This is a genomic window from Microbacterium sp. Y355, from assembly GCF_059445345.1.
In genome coordinates this window covers 258,548-274,365 of sequence record NZ_JCAIUD010000001.1, presented here as the reverse complement: position 1 = coordinate 274,365, position 15,818 = coordinate 258,548, and the positions used below count along the sequence as shown (strand labels likewise).

At 63.7% G+C, this 15,818-nt stretch carries 15 protein-coding genes; 2 read left to right on the top strand and 13 right to left on the bottom strand.

Annotation, left to right across the window (positions count from 1 at the left end):
* Positions 1–83: 83 nt before the first annotated feature.
* A complete protein-coding gene (gene leuA, locus AC1C2O_RS01365) occupies positions 84–1,832 on the bottom strand; it encodes a 2-isopropylmalate synthase (RefSeq protein ID WP_495428634.1) in 1,749 nt (582 codons plus the stop codon).
* Positions 1,833–2,225: 393 nt separating this feature from the next.
* Between leuA and AC1C2O_RS01360 the strand changes: the two genes are divergently transcribed.
* Positions 2,226–2,720 carry a hypothetical protein gene (locus AC1C2O_RS01360; RefSeq protein WP_495428633.1) on the top strand — a complete coding sequence of 165 codons (495 nt, stop codon included), beginning with the start codon at positions 2,226–2,228 and terminating at the stop codon, positions 2,718–2,720.
* A 27-nt stretch (positions 2,721–2,747) separates the two neighbouring features.
* Here the strand turns inward: AC1C2O_RS01360 and AC1C2O_RS01355 are convergent, their stop codons facing one another.
* The 12 genes from AC1C2O_RS01355 to lepA all read right to left on the bottom strand — a co-directional run bounded on the left by AC1C2O_RS01355 (position 2,748) and on the right by lepA (position 14,594).
* The gene (locus AC1C2O_RS01355; RefSeq protein WP_495428632.1) at positions 2,748–3,701 is read right to left on the bottom strand and encodes an NADP-dependent oxidoreductase; all 954 of its coding nucleotides are present in this window, start codon (positions 3,699–3,701) and stop codon (positions 2,748–2,750) included.
* A gap of 1 nt (position 3,702) precedes the next feature.
* A complete protein-coding gene (gene era, locus AC1C2O_RS01350) occupies positions 3,703–4,599 on the bottom strand; it encodes a GTPase Era (RefSeq protein ID WP_495428631.1) in 897 nt (298 codons plus the stop codon).
* Entirely contained in the window at positions 4,592–5,869 is a 1,278-nt protein-coding gene (locus tag AC1C2O_RS01345; RefSeq protein ID WP_495428630.1) for a hemolysin family protein, read from the bottom strand. Before AC1C2O_RS01345 ends, era begins: the two co-directional genes overlap by 8 nt.
* Positions 5,866–6,327, bottom strand: a complete 462-nt coding sequence (gene ybeY, locus AC1C2O_RS01340; RefSeq protein WP_495431639.1) for an rRNA maturation RNase YbeY — start codon at positions 6,325–6,327, stop codon at positions 5,866–5,868. The genes AC1C2O_RS01345 and ybeY overlap by 4 nt, the downstream gene beginning before the upstream one ends.
* A complete protein-coding gene (locus AC1C2O_RS01335) occupies positions 6,321–7,349 on the bottom strand; it encodes a PhoH family protein (protein ID WP_495431638.1) in 1,029 nt (342 codons plus the stop codon). The genes ybeY and AC1C2O_RS01335 overlap by 7 nt, the downstream gene beginning before the upstream one ends.
* A 49-nt stretch (positions 7,350–7,398) precedes the next feature.
* On the bottom strand, positions 7,399–7,746 hold the full coding sequence (locus tag AC1C2O_RS01330; RefSeq protein WP_495428629.1) for an HIT domain-containing protein: 348 nt from the start codon (positions 7,744–7,746) through the stop codon (positions 7,399–7,401).
* A gap of 45 nt (positions 7,747–7,791) precedes the next feature.
* Positions 7,792–8,520, bottom strand: a complete 729-nt coding sequence (locus tag AC1C2O_RS01325) for a 16S rRNA (uracil(1498)-N(3))-methyltransferase (protein WP_495428628.1) — start codon at positions 8,518–8,520, stop codon at positions 7,792–7,794.
* A gap of 40 nt (positions 8,521–8,560) precedes the next feature.
* Positions 8,561–9,679, bottom strand: a complete 1,119-nt coding sequence (gene dnaJ, locus AC1C2O_RS01320) for a molecular chaperone DnaJ (RefSeq protein ID WP_495428627.1) — start codon at positions 9,677–9,679, stop codon at positions 8,561–8,563.
* 40 nt (positions 9,680–9,719) lie between these two features.
* Positions 9,720–10,754 carry a heat-inducible transcriptional repressor HrcA gene (gene hrcA / locus AC1C2O_RS01315; protein ID WP_495428626.1) on the bottom strand — a complete coding sequence of 345 codons (1,035 nt, stop codon included), beginning with the start codon at positions 10,752–10,754 and terminating at the stop codon, positions 9,720–9,722.
* Between the two features lie 56 nt (positions 10,755–10,810).
* Complete coding sequence (gene hemW, locus AC1C2O_RS01310; protein ID WP_495428625.1) at positions 10,811–12,028, bottom strand: radical SAM family heme chaperone HemW; 1,218 nt, start codon at positions 12,026–12,028, stop codon at positions 10,811–10,813.
* Positions 12,028–12,681 (bottom strand): DUF1990 domain-containing protein, encoded by a 654-nt coding sequence (locus AC1C2O_RS01305; RefSeq protein ID WP_495428624.1) that lies wholly within the window; start codon positions 12,679–12,681, stop codon positions 12,028–12,030. Before AC1C2O_RS01305 ends, hemW begins: the two co-directional genes overlap by 1 nt.
* Positions 12,682–12,743: 62 nt before the next feature.
* Entirely contained in the window at positions 12,744–14,594 is a 1,851-nt protein-coding gene (gene lepA / locus AC1C2O_RS01300; RefSeq protein WP_495428623.1) for a translation elongation factor 4, read from the bottom strand.
* A 238-nt stretch (positions 14,595–14,832) separates the two neighbouring features.
* Here lepA and AC1C2O_RS01295 point away from each other — a divergent pair, with 238 nt between their 5' ends.
* Positions 14,833–15,816: an ABC transporter permease gene (locus AC1C2O_RS01295; protein ID WP_495428622.1), complete on the top strand. Its 984-nt coding sequence runs from the start codon at positions 14,833–14,835 to the stop codon at positions 15,814–15,816.
* Positions 15,817–15,818 lie beyond the last annotated feature (2 nt).

Here is a 15,818-nt window from a genome sequence, read left to right as displayed (position 1 = left end):
AGGGGTCGCACATCGTCGCCTGACTGCCATTAAAGCGGCCATCTGCGCCACCCGGCAGGCGCAGCGCCGCGCGGCGGTGATCCTCAGACGGTGGCGAGCTCGCGGGTGCGGATCGAGCGGTTCACGCCAGACACAATCGCCTTGAGGGATGCCGTAGAGATGTCTCCGTCGATGCCGACGCCCCACAGACGCTGGTCGCCCACCTGCAGTTCGACGTAGGCCGCAGCCTGCGCGTCGCCGCCGGAGCTGAGAGCGTGCTCGACGTAGTCGTAGACCGTGATGTCGAAGCCCTGCGCGCGCAGCACCTCGACGAACGCGGCAATCGGCCCGTTGCCCTGGCCTGCGACTGCCACCTGCTGCTCATCGTCGCGGAGAGTGACGTCGAGCACGACTTCACCCGACATGTCGCTGCGCGTCTGCGTCGCGAGCAGCTCGAACCGGCCCCACTTGGCCTCGGCGTCGTCGGCCGGCAGATACTCATCGTTGAAGATCGACCAGATCTGGTCGCTTGTGACCTCGCCACCCTCAGAGTCGGTCTTGGACTGCACGACACCGGAGAATTCGATCTGGAGCTTGCGCGGCAGATCGATCGCGTGGTCGGTCTTCAGCAGGTAGGCGACGCCGCCCTTGCCGGACTGCGAGTTCACGCGGATGACCGCCTCGTAGGAGCGACCGAGGTCCTTCGGGTCGATAGGCAGATACGGCACAGCCCATTCGATGTCATCGACGGTCTTGCCAGCGGCCTCGGCTGTGGCGGCCATCGCCTCGAAGCCCTTCTTGATCGCATCTTGGTGCGATCCGCTGAACGCGGTGAACACGAGGTCTCCGGCCCACGGGCTGCGCTCTGGCACCGGCAGCTGGTTGCAGTACTCGACCGTGCGCTTGACCTGGTCGATGTCGCTGAAGTCGATCTGCGGGTCGATCCCCTGAGTAAACAGGTTGATGCCCAGCGCGACGATGTCGACGTTGCCGGTGCGCTCGCCGTTGCCGAACAGGCATCCTTCGATGCGGTCAGCGCCGGCCATGTAGCCGAGCTCTGCGGCTGCGATGGCGGTGCCGCGGTCGTTGTGCGGGTGCAGCGACAGGATGATGTTCTCCCGGTGCGCGAGCCGACGGCTCATCCACTCGATCGAGTCGGCGTAAACGTTGGGAGACGCCATCTCTACCGTGGCAGGCAGGTTGATGATGACCTTGCGCTCCGGCGTCGGCTCGAAGACCTCGATCACCTGGTTGCAGATGTCGAGGGCGAACTCGAGCTCTGTGCCGGTGTAGCTCTCCGGCGAGTACTCGTAGAAGACCTGCGTCTCGGGGATGCGCTTCTCGTATTCGCGGCACAGCCGAGCACCTTCGAGCGCGATGTCGATGATGCCCTGCTTATCGGTGCGGAACACGACGTCGCGCTGCAGGATGCTGGTCGAGTTGTACAGGTGAACGATGGCCTGCTTGGCACCTGCAATCGACTCGTAGGTGCGCTCGATGAGGTGTTCGCGAGCCTGAGTCAGCACCTGGATGGTCACGTCATCCGGAATGAGGTGCTCTTCGATCAGCTGACGTACGAAGTCGAAGTCGGTCTGGCTCGCGGACGGGAATCCGACCTCGATCTCCTTGTAGCCCATGTCCACAAGCAGCTGGAACATGACGCGCTTTCGCTCGGGCGACATCGGGTCGATGAGAGCTTGGTTTCCGTCACGGAGGTCAACGGCACACCAACGGGGCGCTTCGGTGATGCGCTGGGACGGCCAGGTGCGATCAGGAAGATCGACGGCAATCTGCTCGTGGTACGGCCGATACTTGTGGACCGGCATCGTGGACGGGCGCTGGGAGTTCTGCATGATGGGCTTCTTCTCTTCGTCTAATGGTCAGGCCAACACAAGCGCCGCGACGAGAAAGGCCCTAGCTGTTAGGACTCGTCGCGGCGACTAAGAAGAAGCAGACCGCCGAAATGCATGGCCTCAGCGTACACCCGCACGCATGCCTCTCACCAAATCAGGGGATGCCTCGACGGCGCTGTCCGCGCGGAGATGAGACGATCGTGCTGTTTGCGACACTGGAGGGTATGGACACCGCGCCCGCTCGCACGATCGCCATACGCACCGTCGCGCTCGGCGGCCTCAGCATTCTCTTGCTTCTGACTGGTTGTTCTGCGGGTGTGGAGTCCCCCCACACCGAGCGTTCCGGACACCGACTACAGCTTGGCAACCCAGCGTCCAACCCCGCCCGGACTTGTGCTTATTGCGACTGGCACCGTCATCGACGTAGACGGAAATGCCAAGCTGTGCCTCGGCGCCATTATGGAGTCGTATCCTCCGCAGTGTGTCGGCGTCCCTCTTGTGGGCTGGGAATGGACGGACCTGCTGCTGCCCGACGATGAGTCTGGAAACACTCGGTGGGGCCAGTACGGGATGCCGGGAAGCTACGACGGCACGAGTTTCACTCCCAGCGATGGCGCGATCCCACTCGACCTGTACGATCCAATCCCTCGGCCAGAGCCGGTCGTTGGGGTCTCAGGAGCTGCAAGCGCGAAAGAGCTCGCTACGATCCAGGAGACGATCAGTGAACTACTCGGCCCCGACGTGTTTCTCTCCAGCGGCACGGAAGGCGGCTATCTCGTCGTCGACGTCGTCTGGGACGATGGCACTCTGCAGAAGGCGGCTGACGCCGATTTCGGCCGAGGTGTCGTGGTCATTCGTTCCGCGCTCTGGGCCGTCGCGATCGAGTAGCCGCTCCCGGGGCGGCCAGCCATCAGTTCACGGAATGAGGGCGAGCTTCCCGCCCGGGTGACCGTCCCTGAGGAACGCGAGAGCGGCCTGCGCCTCGGTCAAAGGGTACGTGCGCGCGACAGGGACCTCGAGAAGTCCGCGCTGTGCCAGATCGGCGAGTTCGCCGCGGATGCTGTCACGGAAGCGCGTGCTCTCCGGCAGCGAGCCCACAATCCAGCGGATGCCGTCCTGCTGCGCGCGCTGCGCCGCGGCGATCGTGACGATTCTCGAGCGGTCGGCGACAAGCTCGAGTGACACGTCCACGGCCTCGTCGGTGCCAACGGCATCCAGCGCCGCCGCGATCTCGCCATCGGCGGCAGCACGCGCTCGGTCGGCAAGACCAGCGCCATACGTAACCGGGATGCCGCCGAATCGACGCACCTCATCGAATCGCGCCTCGCTCGCCGTACCGATCACGCGGATGCCTCGGTGCGCCGCCTGTTGCAGCACGCTGACACCGACGGCTCCGGATGCCCCGTGCAGCAGAATTGTCTCGCCCGCAGCCGCCGCGGTGACAGCTAGCATCTCGGCGGCCGTCGTGCCTGCCAGCAACAGGTTCGCCGCAGCCGCGTGAGTCAGCGTGGTGGGCTTCGCGAAGGCCTTCTCCGCAGGGATCGTCAGCGCGGTGGCGTATCCGCCCCGTACGCGGAACGCTATTACCTCGTCACCGATCTGTGCGGCGCCAGAGCCGATCCTCGTGTCCGGTCCGATCGCGGTGATCTCCCCCGACACCTCGTATCCGATCGGCACGGGAAGCACAGCATCCGCACGGGGCATAGTGACGTGCTTGTAGTCGGCCGGGTTCATCCCCGCTGCGTGCACACGGACAGTGATCTCGCCGGGACCAGGCGCGGGCACGTCGTACTCGACGAACGACCAGGTATCCGGCGTCCCCCACTCGGTCGCGATCCAGTGTCTGTCCACACCTGTCCCCGTCACCATGTCAGAACCCGAGGCGCCCCAGCTGCTTCGGGTCGCGCTGCCATTCCTTAGCGACCTTTACGTGCAGGCCGAGGAAGACTCGTGTGCCGATGAGCTCTTCGATACCGACACGGGCGCGCTTTCCAACATCAGCCAGGCGCTTGCCCTTGTGGCCGATGATGATCGCCTTCTGGCTGTCGCGCTCGACGACGATCTGCGCGTGCACGTCGGTGAGGTCTGTTCCCTCCCTTGCCGCGATGTCATCGATGACAACGGCGATCGAGTGCGGAAGCTCATCGCGCACACCCTCAAGAGCCGCTTCGCGGATCATTTCCGCCACTCGATCCTCGAGCGACTCATCTGTGGTTATCCCCTCCGGGTACAGCGCCGGGCCCTCCGGCAGCAGCCGAAGAATCTCGTCGGTGAGCACATCGAGTTGCTCCCGGCCAAGCGCCGACAGCGGGATGACCGCGTCCCAGTCTTCACGCAGTGCGTCAACCTCCAGCAGACGCGCGGTGATCTGCTCGCGGGTTGCGGCATCCGTCTTCGTGACGATCGCGACCTTCTTGGCGCGCGAGTAGCCGTCCAGCGAGGCGGCGATCCGCCGATCACCTGGGCCGACCTTCTCGGTCGCGGGAACGCAGAATCCGATCACGTCGACATCGCCAAGCACCTGCTCAACCAGGTCGTTGAGCCGTTCACCCAGCAGCGTGCGCGGCTTGTGAATGCCAGGGGTGTCGACGATCACCAGCTGCCCTGAAGGACGGTTCAGGATGCCGCGGATGGCGCGCCTGGTCGTCTGGGGCTTCTCACTGGTGATGGCGATCTTCTCGCCGACCAGTGCGTTCGTCAACGTGGACTTTCCGACGTTGGGACGCCCGACGAAGGTCACGAATCCACTGCGGTTGGTCTCAGTCATGGTCTGTCTCCTCTGTTGCGCCAGCGGCGCGTTCCACGAATACCGTGGCGATTCCCCGACCGCGGCCGCGCGAGGCGCCGCCGGTCAGGACCAGTCCGTCTATCGTCGCGGTGACCCCAGGCTGCGGGATCTGGTCAACGGCCTTACCGAGCAGCCCACCGATTGAGTCGACGTCCTCATCCTCGAGCTCGATGCCGAACAGGTCGCCTACGTCGTCGAGCGAGAGGCGCGCGCTGACGCGATAACGTCCGTCGCCGAGGTCTACCACTTCTGCCGCCGCGTGGTCGTACTCATCGGCTATCTCGCCAACGAGCTCTTCGATCAAGTCTTCCAAAGTGACGAGTCCGGAAATTCCGCCATGCTCATCGATCACCAGACACACATGCACGGCGTCGCGCTTCATCTGCTGCAGCAGCGTCTCCGCGCGCATCGATTCCGGCACGAAGGTGGCCGGCCGAGCGATGGGGCGAACGGATGCTGCGCGCCACGCTGCATCGTCGCGATACGCGAACTGCACGAGATCCTTCAGGTACAGCACACCGACGACGTCATCCGCTTCATCGTCAACCACAGGGATCCGGGAGACACCACGGTTAAGGAACAGCGACATGGCCTCATCGGTCGTGGCCTCGGCATCGACCGTCACCATCTCGGTGCGTGGCACCATGACGGCGCGTACGAACTGATCGGTGAAGTCGAAAACCGAGTGAATGAGGTCACGATCGTCTTCTTCAATCAGGTCGTTGGAGGCAGCCTCATCGACCATGCTCAGCAGCTGATCCTCCGAGGCGAACGAGCTGCGGCCGGTGCCGGGGGTGACCCTATTGCTGATTACGACGAGACCCTGCGCGAGGGGGCCGAGGATGAAACGCAGACCACGCACGATTGAGGCCGTCCCGCGGATCATGCCTTCGGCGTGTTGTCTGCCGAACGTCCTCGGACTCGCGCCGACGAGCACGAAGGTGATCCCGGTCATCAGGATCGCCGCGGCAAGCATGGCCCACCAGATGTTTCCGAACATGATCGTGAACGCGACGGTGACGAACACGGCCGCCGTCACTTCAACGAGCACCCGAATGAAGGAGATTGCGTTGACATGCGCGTCGAGGTCAGCGCCGATTCGAGCCAGCGTCTTGGCGTTGCGACCTTCGAGCGCCATTTCAGCGAGGTCGGCACGGGATGTGACGCCGTAGGCAGCATCTGTCGCAGCGGTGAGGCCTCCGAACGCCACGAGCAGGAGCGCGGCGAGCAGGAGAAGTACTTCGGTCATCGGCCGCGTTCAGCGTGCCCGAAAGCCTGAATCAGTTCCTTCTGCAGCCCGAACATCTCACGCTCCTCGTCGGGTTCGGCGTGATCGTAGCCGAGCAGGTGCAGGAGTCCATGCGTGGTGAGCAGGATGAGCTCGTCCATCAGAGTGTGGCCTGCGGCCTGTGCCTGTGTCTCAGCGACCTGTGGGCACAGCACGATGTCGCCGAGGAGTCCTGGTGGAGTCGGGCGATCTTCAGTACCAGGGCGCAGTTCGTCCATCGGGAAGCTCAACACGTCGGTCGGGCCTGGCTCGTCCATCCATTGCACGTGCAGTGCCTCCATGGCACCCTCATCGACGAGGACGATCGCGACCTCAGCATCCGGGCTGACGTGCAGCTGGGCGAGGTTGAAGTCTGTGAGCCGCTGCAGGACAGTCTCGTCAATGGCGATGGCGGACTCGTTGTTGATCTCGATCATGATGAGTGTCCTCGTTTAGGCGACCGATCCCGTGGTCCTGGGCGCTGGTTCGTGCGGCGCTCGGCACGACTTGCGAATTCCGCCGCCTGTTCGCGCTCATGACGGGCGGCCGTGCGCTGTTCGTCGTACTCGCTGTATGCGTCGACGATGCGGCCGACCAGCGAGTGCCGGACGACATCGGCGCTGGTGAGGCGGGAGAAGTGGATGTCTTCGATGTCGTCGAGCACGCGGGTGACCAGGCGGAGGCCTGACGCTCCCTGTGGCAGATCGACCTGCGTGATGTCGCCGGTGACAACCATCCTCGTGCCGAATCCGAGGCGCGTGAGGAACATCTTCATCTGCTCGGGAGTGGTGTTCTGCGCTTCATCCAACACCACGAATGAATCGTTGAGCGTGCGTCCTCGCATGTATGCGAGCGGGGCGACCTCGATCGTTCCGGCCGCCATCAGGCGCGGCACGAGCTCCGGATCCATCATCTCGTTCAGCGCATCGTAGAGCGGGCGCAGGTACGGATCGATCTTGTCGTTGAGGGTCCCTGGAAGGAACCCCAGCCGCTCCCCTGCCTCTACGGCCGGACGCGTCAAAATGATGCGGGCGACCTCCTTGCGTTGAAGGGCCTGCACTGCCTTCGCCATCGCAAGATAGGTCTTCCCGGTTCCGGCAGGGCCGATGCCGAAGACGATCGTGTTTTCCTCGATCGCGTCGACGTACTCCTTTTGGCCGAGCGTCTTCGGACGGATCACCTTGCCGCGCGTGGTCAGAATGGCTTCGCCGAGCACCTCGCTCGGACGCGGGCCGTCTTCCTGGCGCAGCATCCGGGCCGAGCTTTCGACGTCACTGGGCGCGAGATCGTGGCCGTCACGGGTCATGATGAGCAGTTCCTCCACGAGGGTCTTGGCATCCGCGACGCGCGCTGCGTCTCCGGCGAGAGTGATCTCATTGCCGCGTACGAGCACCTGTACATCTGGGTGCTCCTTTTCAAGCATCTTCAGCAGCCGGTCCTGTGCACCGAGCACGCGCACCATGGCCACACCATCGACGTAGATGCGTTCGGTGACGCTGTTCTGTTCGGGCTCAGGCACCGACGCTCTTCTCCGTCAGACCGCCGGCCAGGATGTGCGCATGCACGTGGAAAACCGTCTGGCCCGCGTTCGCACCGGTGTTGAACACGAGGCGGAAATCACCGTCAGAGTGCTCAGCCGCGATCTTGTTCGCGAACGCGATGAGTTCGGCCAGCAGCGCGGGGTCGCCAGCGGCAAGCTCGACGACGTCACGGTACTGCTCGGTCTTGGGGATCACAAGCAGGTGCACCGGCGCCTGCGGTGAGATGTCGCGGATGGCGAAGAGCCGATCGGTCGACGCGATGATCTCACCGGGAATGTCGCCGCCCAGGATGCGGGTGAAGATCGAGGGTTCCGTCATATGTCCATCTTAGGCGAGGCGTTTATCCCTTGGCCTGAGACACCATCACCAGCGGCCGAGCGCCGCCGACAGTACAGCAATCGCTGCGGGGCCTGCGGTAGATGTGCGCAGCACCGTGTCACCCAGTCGAACGCGCTCTGCGCCAGCCGTCTCGAACTTCGAAAGCTCCTCGGGTGCGATGCCGCCCTCCGGGCCGACGACGAGCACGATGTCTCGCTCATCCGCGCGGATCGACGACAGCCTCGTGGTCGCCGTCGGGTCGAGCACCAGCATCCGCTGTCCTTCGTTGCGTGCGATCAGCTGCGCAGTGGTGAGCGGCGCCGACACCTCGGGTACCCAGAAGCGATGCGCCTGCTTCGCAGCCTCACGCACGATCGTCGCCCAACGCTCGCGGCCCTTGACCGCCTTCGGGCCCTCCCAGCGGGAGATGCTCCGCGACGCCTGCCACGGGACGACCTCGTCTACACCGAGCTCGCACGACGCCTGCACCGCAAGCTCATCACGATCTCCCTTGGCCAGCGCCTGCGCAAGCACCAGCCGGATCGCAGGAGCATCTTGCTCGGAGCGCTCAGTGATCTGCACGTCAACACGCGACGCCGACACATCGGTGACCGCGCCCTCGAGCCACACACCGGACCCATCACCGATCGTGACCGACTCCCCCACGCGCAGCCGACGTACGACCGCCGCGTGCTTGGCCTCAGCACCGGTCAACGACACGACGTCGCCGATAGCGGCAGTCGACGAGCTCTCGACGAGGAAGTGCAGAGCCACGAGGCCTCCGATTCAGAAACTCAGATCAGCGAACAGACGATCAGTGCCGGAACCTATCGCGCAGCTTCGAGAACAGCCCCTGCTGGAACTGTGCGAGCTGCGGCCCTGGCGCCTTCTGCTTCTTGGCGAAATCCTCGATCAGCGCACGCTCCGCAGAATCGAGCTTCGTCGGGGTCACCACCTGCACACCGACTCGCAGATCGCCACGCTGATTTCCGCGCAACGGCGTGATCCCGCGGCCCTTGATCGTGAGCACATCACCGGACTGCACGCCGGACCGGATCTCCAGATCCACCTGGCCATCCAGACCGTCGATCGAGGTTTCGGTGCCAAGAATCGCATCCGACATCGACACTTCGAGCGTTGCAAGCAGATCATCGCCATCGCGACTGAACGCTGCATGGGGCGAGACAGTGACCTCGACGTACAGGTCGCCGTGAGGCCCACCCGCCTTGCCGACCTCACCGGAGCCGGGCAGCTGCAGGCGCAGACCGGTCTCGACGCCGGCCGGAATATCCAGCGAGACGGTGCGGCGAGAGCGCACGCGTCCTTGACCTGCACAGGTGCCGCACGGATGCGGAATGACTGTGCCGTAGCCCTCGCAGGTGCCGCATGGCTGTGAGGTCACGACGTTGCCGAGCAGGCTCCGCACCTGACGCTGCACGTGCCCAGAGCCGCCACAGATGTCGCACGTCACCGGCGATGTACCCGGCTGCGTGCACGAACCGTTGCACGTCTCGCACAGCACCGCGGTGTCTACCTCGATGTCTCGGTGCGCACCGAAGACGACATCGCCGAGATCGAGGGTGACGCGCACCAGCGCATCCTGCCCACGCTCACGGCGTGACCGAGGCCGACCGCCGCGGCCACCGCCCTGCGCGCCGAAGAACGTCTCGAAGATGTCGCCAAAGCCTCCGAACCCGCCGAAGTCTCCGCCACCGTTGTTGGCACCGTCACCGCCGCCCATGTCATAGCGGCGACGTGAGTCGTCATCGCTGAGCACGTCGTACGCGTGGGTTACGAGCTTGAACTTCTCAGCAGCGTCGTCTCCCGGGTTCACGTCCGGGTGCAGCTGCCGTGCAAGCTTCCGATACGACTTCTTGATCTCGTCCGTCGTTGCGTCACGTGACACTCCGAGGACCTCATAGTGGTCCGCCACAATCACCTTTCTGCGTGTGCGTGCACGCGTGCAATCCGCTTCAGCGGCTCGCTTCGTCTTCGTCGAGCATCCGTGACAGGTAACGGGCGACAGCCCGTGCCGCAGCGAGATTACTCGGATAGTCCATCCGGGTGGGGCCCATTACGCCGACGCGCGCAGTGCCCCCCTGAGTGAGATAGTTGCTCGCGACGATAGATGCCTCTGGCAGCCCGAACGGTTCGTTCTCCGTGCCGATACTCGCCGCCAGACCATGCTCGTCGGTCACCATCTCGCTCATGAGCCGCAGGAGCGTCACCTGCTCCTCGATTGCTTCGAGGAGAGGATGGATGCTACCGCGGAAGTCCTGTTCGCGCTTGGCCAGAGTCGCCGCCCCTGCCATGACCAGCCGCTCCTGACGGAACTCGGCCAGCTCCTCGCCGATGATGCCCGCCACCACGCGCAACGCGATATCGGTGTGGGTTGCGTCGGGCGTGGTGATCATCGACTGCACTCGGTCAGTAGCCTCGCGTACTGATTGGCCGGTCAGCAGCGCAGACAGACGAGCGCGAAGCACGGCGACATCAGCATCGTCGAGTTCGATCGGCAGCCCCGCGATGCGCTGCGACACACCGCCGGCATCGGTCACGAGCACCACCAGCAGTCTGTTCGGCGCGAGCGTCACCAGCTCGATGTGCGTGAGATGTGCACGCGCGAAAGATGGGTATTGCGCGAGTGCAACCTGCCCGGTGACCTGCGTGAGTACGCGCACGGTCCGCGCCATCAGATCATCAAGATCGGCAGGATCGGCAAGGAACGACTCAATCGCAGTGCGCTGGGATCCAGAGAGCGGTCGCAACTGTGCGAGATGATCCACAAAGACCCGGTAGCCCTTGTCCGTCGGCACGCGCCCCGATGAGGTGTGCGGCGCGACGATGAGTTCTTCGTCCTCGAGGAGCGCCATATCGTTGCGGATTGTCGCGGCTGAGACGCCGAAGGAATGCCGATCGACGATCGATCTGCTGCCAACGGGCTCGTGGGTCTCGACGTAGTCCTGCACGATAGCTCGGAGGACTTCAAGTCCACGTTCAGTGACCATTTTTCGCCCTCCCGTCTGGCACTCACATACTCGGAGTGCCAATTCTACCCGTAGTGCTAGTCAGTGAGCTCGCGCACCACGGCGTCAGCCAGGAGACGCCCCTTCAACGTGAGACGAATGCGTCCCTTGAGCGCCGCCGCCGGGTCTACCATCCCATCGGCGATCAGCCCCGCCACCCGGGTGCGGTTCTGAGAAGGAATAGCGGTAACCGCGATTCCCTCAGCGAGTCGACTTTCCAACAGCACTCGCTCGAGCAGGTGAGCCTGGGCATCGGGTCGTTCTGTTCCGGCGGCAGGCGATTCGGATGCCGCCAGGCGCTGCGCATACGCTGCTGGATGCTTCACATTCCACCAACGAAGTCCAGCGACGTGGCTGTGCGCCCCTGGTCCGAAGCCCCACCAGTCGCTCCCGCGCCAGTACGCCAGGTTGTGGCGCGACCGCTGCTCGGCGCTTCGCGCCCAGTTGCTCAGCTCATACCAGTCGAAACCTGCCGCGGCGAGACGCGCGTCGAGGAGCTCGTACATATCGGCCTGCAGATCATCGTCAGGCGTCGGCACCTCACCGCGACGAATCTGACGGGCAAGCTTCGTGCCGTCCTCGATGATCAGCGCGTACGCGGAGATGTGATCGGGCTCCAGCTCGAGGGCGGCATCCAGCGACGCCTCCCAATCGCCGAGAGTCTCCCCCGGCGCGCCATAGATCAGATCGACACTGACAGCGAGGCCTGCGTCCTTCGCCGCTTCAACTGCAGTGCGGACGTTCTCTGGCTGGTGCGTGCGGTCAAGCGCCGCGAGCACATGCGGCACAGCGGACTGCATACCCACCGAGAGCCGGGTGACGCCCGCATCCACCAGTGTGCGAACGACGTCGGGCGTCACGGTGTCGGGGTTTGCTTCGACCGTGACCTCGGCGCCGTCGCTCAGACCGAACGCGTCCACCGCAGTGTCCAGCATCCGAGCCAGGTCGCCCGCCGGAAGCAGCGTCGGCGTGCCCCCACCAAAGAAAACGGTGTCCATGGGTCGCAGCGCGCCAGCATCCGCCAGCACACGTCGAGCCAGCGCGATCTCGACCGCGAGCGTATCGGCGTATTCGTCCTGCCGTGCGCCGCGCAGCTCGCCCGAAGTGTATGTATTGAAGTCGCAGTAGCCACAGCGCACCCGACAGAACGGCACATGCAGATATGCCGAGAACGGCATGCTCAGATCGACAGGAAGATCTTCGGGAAATCGGCCATCTGACGGCGCTGGATCCCCGAGCGGAAGTGGACCCGCCATCAGAGCGGTGTCGTGTACAGCGGAGAGATTGCGCGCAGGTACCGTGCGAAGAGCTCCTTACGGCGGCGCTTCACCAGCCCAGGCACGAATCGATAGAGCAGCGAGTTGGGTGCGTCGAATGCGCGAACCGTGAACCAGACCTCGTCGTTGTCTTCGCGCCAGTCGATCTCGAACAGTTCCTCGCCGCTGACGACCGAGCCACCTACCGTGCCGAGCACGAATCCGATCCGACGAGCGTCCTCTGTGACAGAGATCACACGAAGCTCTGCGTCCGCGCGCATCCCTGAGACGCGTCCGCGCAGCCGCAACGTCATACCGGCACCCACGAACGGGGTGCCCTCGGCATCGAAGCGCTGCTCGACCTCGCGCTTGCTTGGCGCGACGGGGTTTCCCTCTGCGTCAAAGCTAACTCCGGCATAAGCCGGTCCAGCGGCAGGGCGCACATCCTCGAGGGTGAGGCCAGCAGCCCGCTGAGCCGTCCAAGACAGGAGTGCATCGCCCGCAGTGCGGAAGCGGTCTTCACCGCTGCCCAGGCGCCAGGCATTCTCCGCCGGCACACTGCGCTCCGGCGGGTACTGCATCAGGTCGGAGGCATGGGTAGCCCCGACGGCCGCATAATCAACCGTGTCGTCTCGGAAAGTCCCGCGCCGCATGAGTTCCAGACTACTTCGGGTTACCTGAGTGATCACCCCCACTCGCCGCGGGGGTCACATCACTACTTCTTCTCTTTGCCTTCGACGTCACCCGAGAGGGCTGCGATGAACGCCTCCTGGGGAACCTCGACGCGTCCGACCATCTTCATACGCTTCTTGCCCTCCTTCTGCTTCTCGAGCAGCTTGCGCTTACGACTGATGTCACCGCCGTAGCACTTGGCGAGCACGTCCTTGCGGAGGGCCCGAATCGTCTCACGGGCGATGATGCGCGCACCGATGGCCGCCTGGATCGGGACTTCGAAGTTCTGGCGAGGAATGAGCTTGCGCAGTCGCTCCGTCATGAGCGTGCCGTAGGCGTATGCCTTGTCACGATGCACGATCGCGCTGAACGCGTCGACTGCCTCGCCCTGCAGCAGCACGTCCACCTTTACGAGGTCGGCCTCCTGCTGGCCCGAGGGTTCGTAGTCGAGGCTTGCATAGCCCTGAGTCTTCGATTTCAGATGATCGAAGAAGTCGAACACGATCTCACCGAGCGGCATGTTGTAGCGCAGTTCGACGCGGTCCTCCGAGAAATACTCCATGCCCAGCAGAGTTCCGCGCCGCGACTGGCACAGTTCCATCACGGTTCCGACGTAGTCCTTCGGCAGCAGGATCGCGGCCTTCACCATCGGCTCGGTGACGAAGGCGACGCGCCCGTCTGGGTACTCGCTCGGGTTGGTGACAATCACCTTTTCGCCGGTGTCCGTGGTGACCTCGTAAATCACGCTCGGCGCAGTGGTGATGAGATCGAGATCGAATTCTCGGGACAGCCGCTCAGTGATGATCTCCAGGTGCAGCAGCCCCAGGAATCCACAGCGGAAACCGAAGCCGAGCGCCACCGACGTCTCTGGCTCATATGCGAGCGATGCATCCGACAGCTTCAGCTTGTCCAGGGCTTCACGAAGGTCGCCATAGTCGCTGCCGTCGATCGGGTAGAGACCCGAATACACCATCGGTTTCGGGTCGGTGTAGCCGGGTAGAGCATCGGTTGCCGGCTTCCGCGAGGTGGTCACAGTGTCGCCGACCTTGGACAGGCGCACATCTTTCACCCCGGTGATGAGGTAGCCCACTTCGCCGACGCCGAGTCCGTTGGTGGGCACCGGCTCCGGGCTCGACACGCCGATCTCAAGAAGTTCATGGTTCGCGTGCGTCGACATCATCTGAATGCGCTCGCGCGGCTCCAGGCTGCCGTCGATCATGCGCACATAGGTGACGACGCCACGGTAGGAGTCGTACACGGAGTCGAAGATCATCGCGCGCGCCGGGGCATCCGGGTCACCCTTCGGCGCCGGAATCTCCTGCACGATCCGGTCGAGCAATTCCTCGACGCCGACCCCGGTCTTGCCCGAGACCCGCAGCACATCCTCCGGACGTCCGCCGATCAGGTTCGCGAGTTCCTTGGCGAACTTCTCCGGATCTGCCGCCGGAAGGTCGATCTTGTTCAGCACCGGGATGATCTTGAGGTCGTTCTCGAGCGCGAGGTAGAGGTTTGCGAGGGTTTGCGCCTCGATGCCCTGTGCCGCGTCAACAAGGAGGATCGCACCCTCGCAGGCCGCCAACGAACGAGACACCTCGTAGGTGAAGTCGACGTGGCCGGGGGTGTCGATCATGTTCAGCGCGAAGGTCTGCTCGCTGTCTGCCCACGGCATCCGCACTGCCTGGCTCTTGATCGTGATGCCGCGCTCACGCTCGATATCCATCCGATCGAGATACTGTGCGCGCATATCGCGATCGGAGACGACGCCCGTGATCTGGAGCATGCGGTCGGCAAGGGTCGACTTGCCGTGATCGATGTGGGCAATGATGCAGAAATTGCGGATCTGCGAAGCCGGGGTCGCGGCAGGCGCGAGCGGGGTGAGAGCGCGTGGTGACATGTCCTGTCGATTGTACGGTCAGGAGGTCCTAATCCTCGATTCGCGCAGACCGGTGATAGTCTCGCGAGGTTGCCCTACACGGTCTCAGCGAAACCGAGTGTCATATTCCTCCCGACTCCGTATCAGTCGTTTTGAGGGAGATCGGTCGCACAAACGGGTCGAAGATGCTTGACTACATCCCGACTCAGCGCCCAGTCGGCAGATCCCGAGAGCGTCTGTAATAGAGAAAGACAAAACCTTGATCAAGTATCTCCTGCGCCGCACCCTCGGCTGGCTGTTGATGATCGTGATCGCGACCAACATCACGTTCTTCCTGGCTTGGGGCTTCCTCAATCCGCGGAACAACTACGTCGGTCGGCGCCCACCACTGTCTGAAGAGCAGATCGTCAATTTGCTCGAGCCTCGCAACCTCAGCGACTCCGTCCCAATCTGGGAGCGGTGGTGGAACTGGTTCAGCGGAATTCTCTTCCGATGGGACTGGGGCGTGAGCCCGACTGGCGGGTCTGTCAACGAGCAGGTTGCGTACCGCATGTGGGTCAGCGCAGAGCTTGTGCTCGGCGCAACGGTCATCATGACCGTGCTCGGCATCGCGCTCGGCGTCTACACGGCATCGCGGCAGTACAAGCTCGCCGACCGCATCGGTCAGGCGACCTCGATCATCACGATGAATATCAACATCATCGTCGCAGCCTTGGGTTTGGTGCTACTGGCCATCGGCCTGAACAACCTTGTCGGCATCCGCGTCTTCTTCGTGACCGGCGCCGCCAGCAAGGGGGTGGAGGGTTTCTTCCCGGTCCTTATAGACAAACTCCAACACATAACCCTGCCCACGATCGCCCTCGTCATCGTCGGTTATGCAGGAACGCACTTCCTTCAGCGCTCGCTTCTCTTGGACAACATCAACGCCGATTATGTCCGTACTGCGCGCGCCAAGGGCCTCACGAAGCCGCAGGCGATTCGCAAGCACGCCCTGCGCACTTCGCTCATCCCCGTCGCTACGCAGGTTGCGTTCAGCATCCCCGCGGTGTTCACCGGCGCGATCCTCACCGAGACGATCTTCGCTTGGAACGGCATGGGCAAATACTTCATTGAGACCATCACGAAGAGCGACATCAACGGTGTGGTCGCAGTCGCCGCCTTCGCCGGCCTGCTGACCGCGCTCGGAGCGATCCTCTCCGACATCGTGGTCGTCGTTCTTGACCCGCGAGTGAGGGTGAACTGATC

What these genes read in the sequence shown, in the direction of transcription:
- AC1C2O_RS01335 (WP_495431638.1), bottom strand. Translation starts at nt 7,349, where the DNA reads ATGGTGCGCGTGCTCGGTGCACAGGACCGGCTGCTGAAGATGCTTGAA.
- AC1C2O_RS01305 (WP_495428624.1), bottom strand. Translation starts at nt 12,681, where the DNA reads ATGCGGCGCGGGACTTTCCGAGACGACACGGTTGATTATGCGGCCGTC.
- hrcA (WP_495428626.1), bottom strand. Translation starts at nt 10,754, where the DNA reads ATGGTCACTGAACGTGGACTTGAAGTCCTCCGAGCTATCGTGCAGGAC.
- AC1C2O_RS01355 (WP_495428632.1), bottom strand. Translation starts at nt 3,701, where the DNA reads ATGGTGACGGGGACAGGTGTGGACAGACACTGGATCGCGACCGAGTGG.
- era (WP_495428631.1), bottom strand. Translation starts at nt 4,599, where the DNA reads ATGACTGAGACCAACCGCAGTGGATTCGTGACCTTCGTCGGGCGTCCC.
- AC1C2O_RS01345 (WP_495428630.1), bottom strand. Translation starts at nt 5,869, where the DNA reads ATGACCGAAGTACTTCTCCTGCTCGCCGCGCTCCTGCTCGTGGCGTTC.
- hemW (WP_495428625.1), bottom strand. Translation starts at nt 12,028, where the DNA reads ATGGCGGGTCCACTTCCGCTCGGGGATCCAGCGCCGTCAGATGGCCGA.
- lepA (WP_495428623.1), bottom strand. Translation starts at nt 14,594, where the DNA reads ATGTCACCACGCGCTCTCACCCCGCTCGCGCCTGCCGCGACCCCGGCT.
- AC1C2O_RS01330 (WP_495428629.1), bottom strand. Translation starts at nt 7,746, where the DNA reads ATGACGGAACCCTCGATCTTCACCCGCATCCTGGGCGGCGACATTCCC.
- leuA (WP_495428634.1), bottom strand. Translation starts at nt 1,832, where the DNA reads ATGCAGAACTCCCAGCGCCCGTCCACGATGCCGGTCCACAAGTATCGG.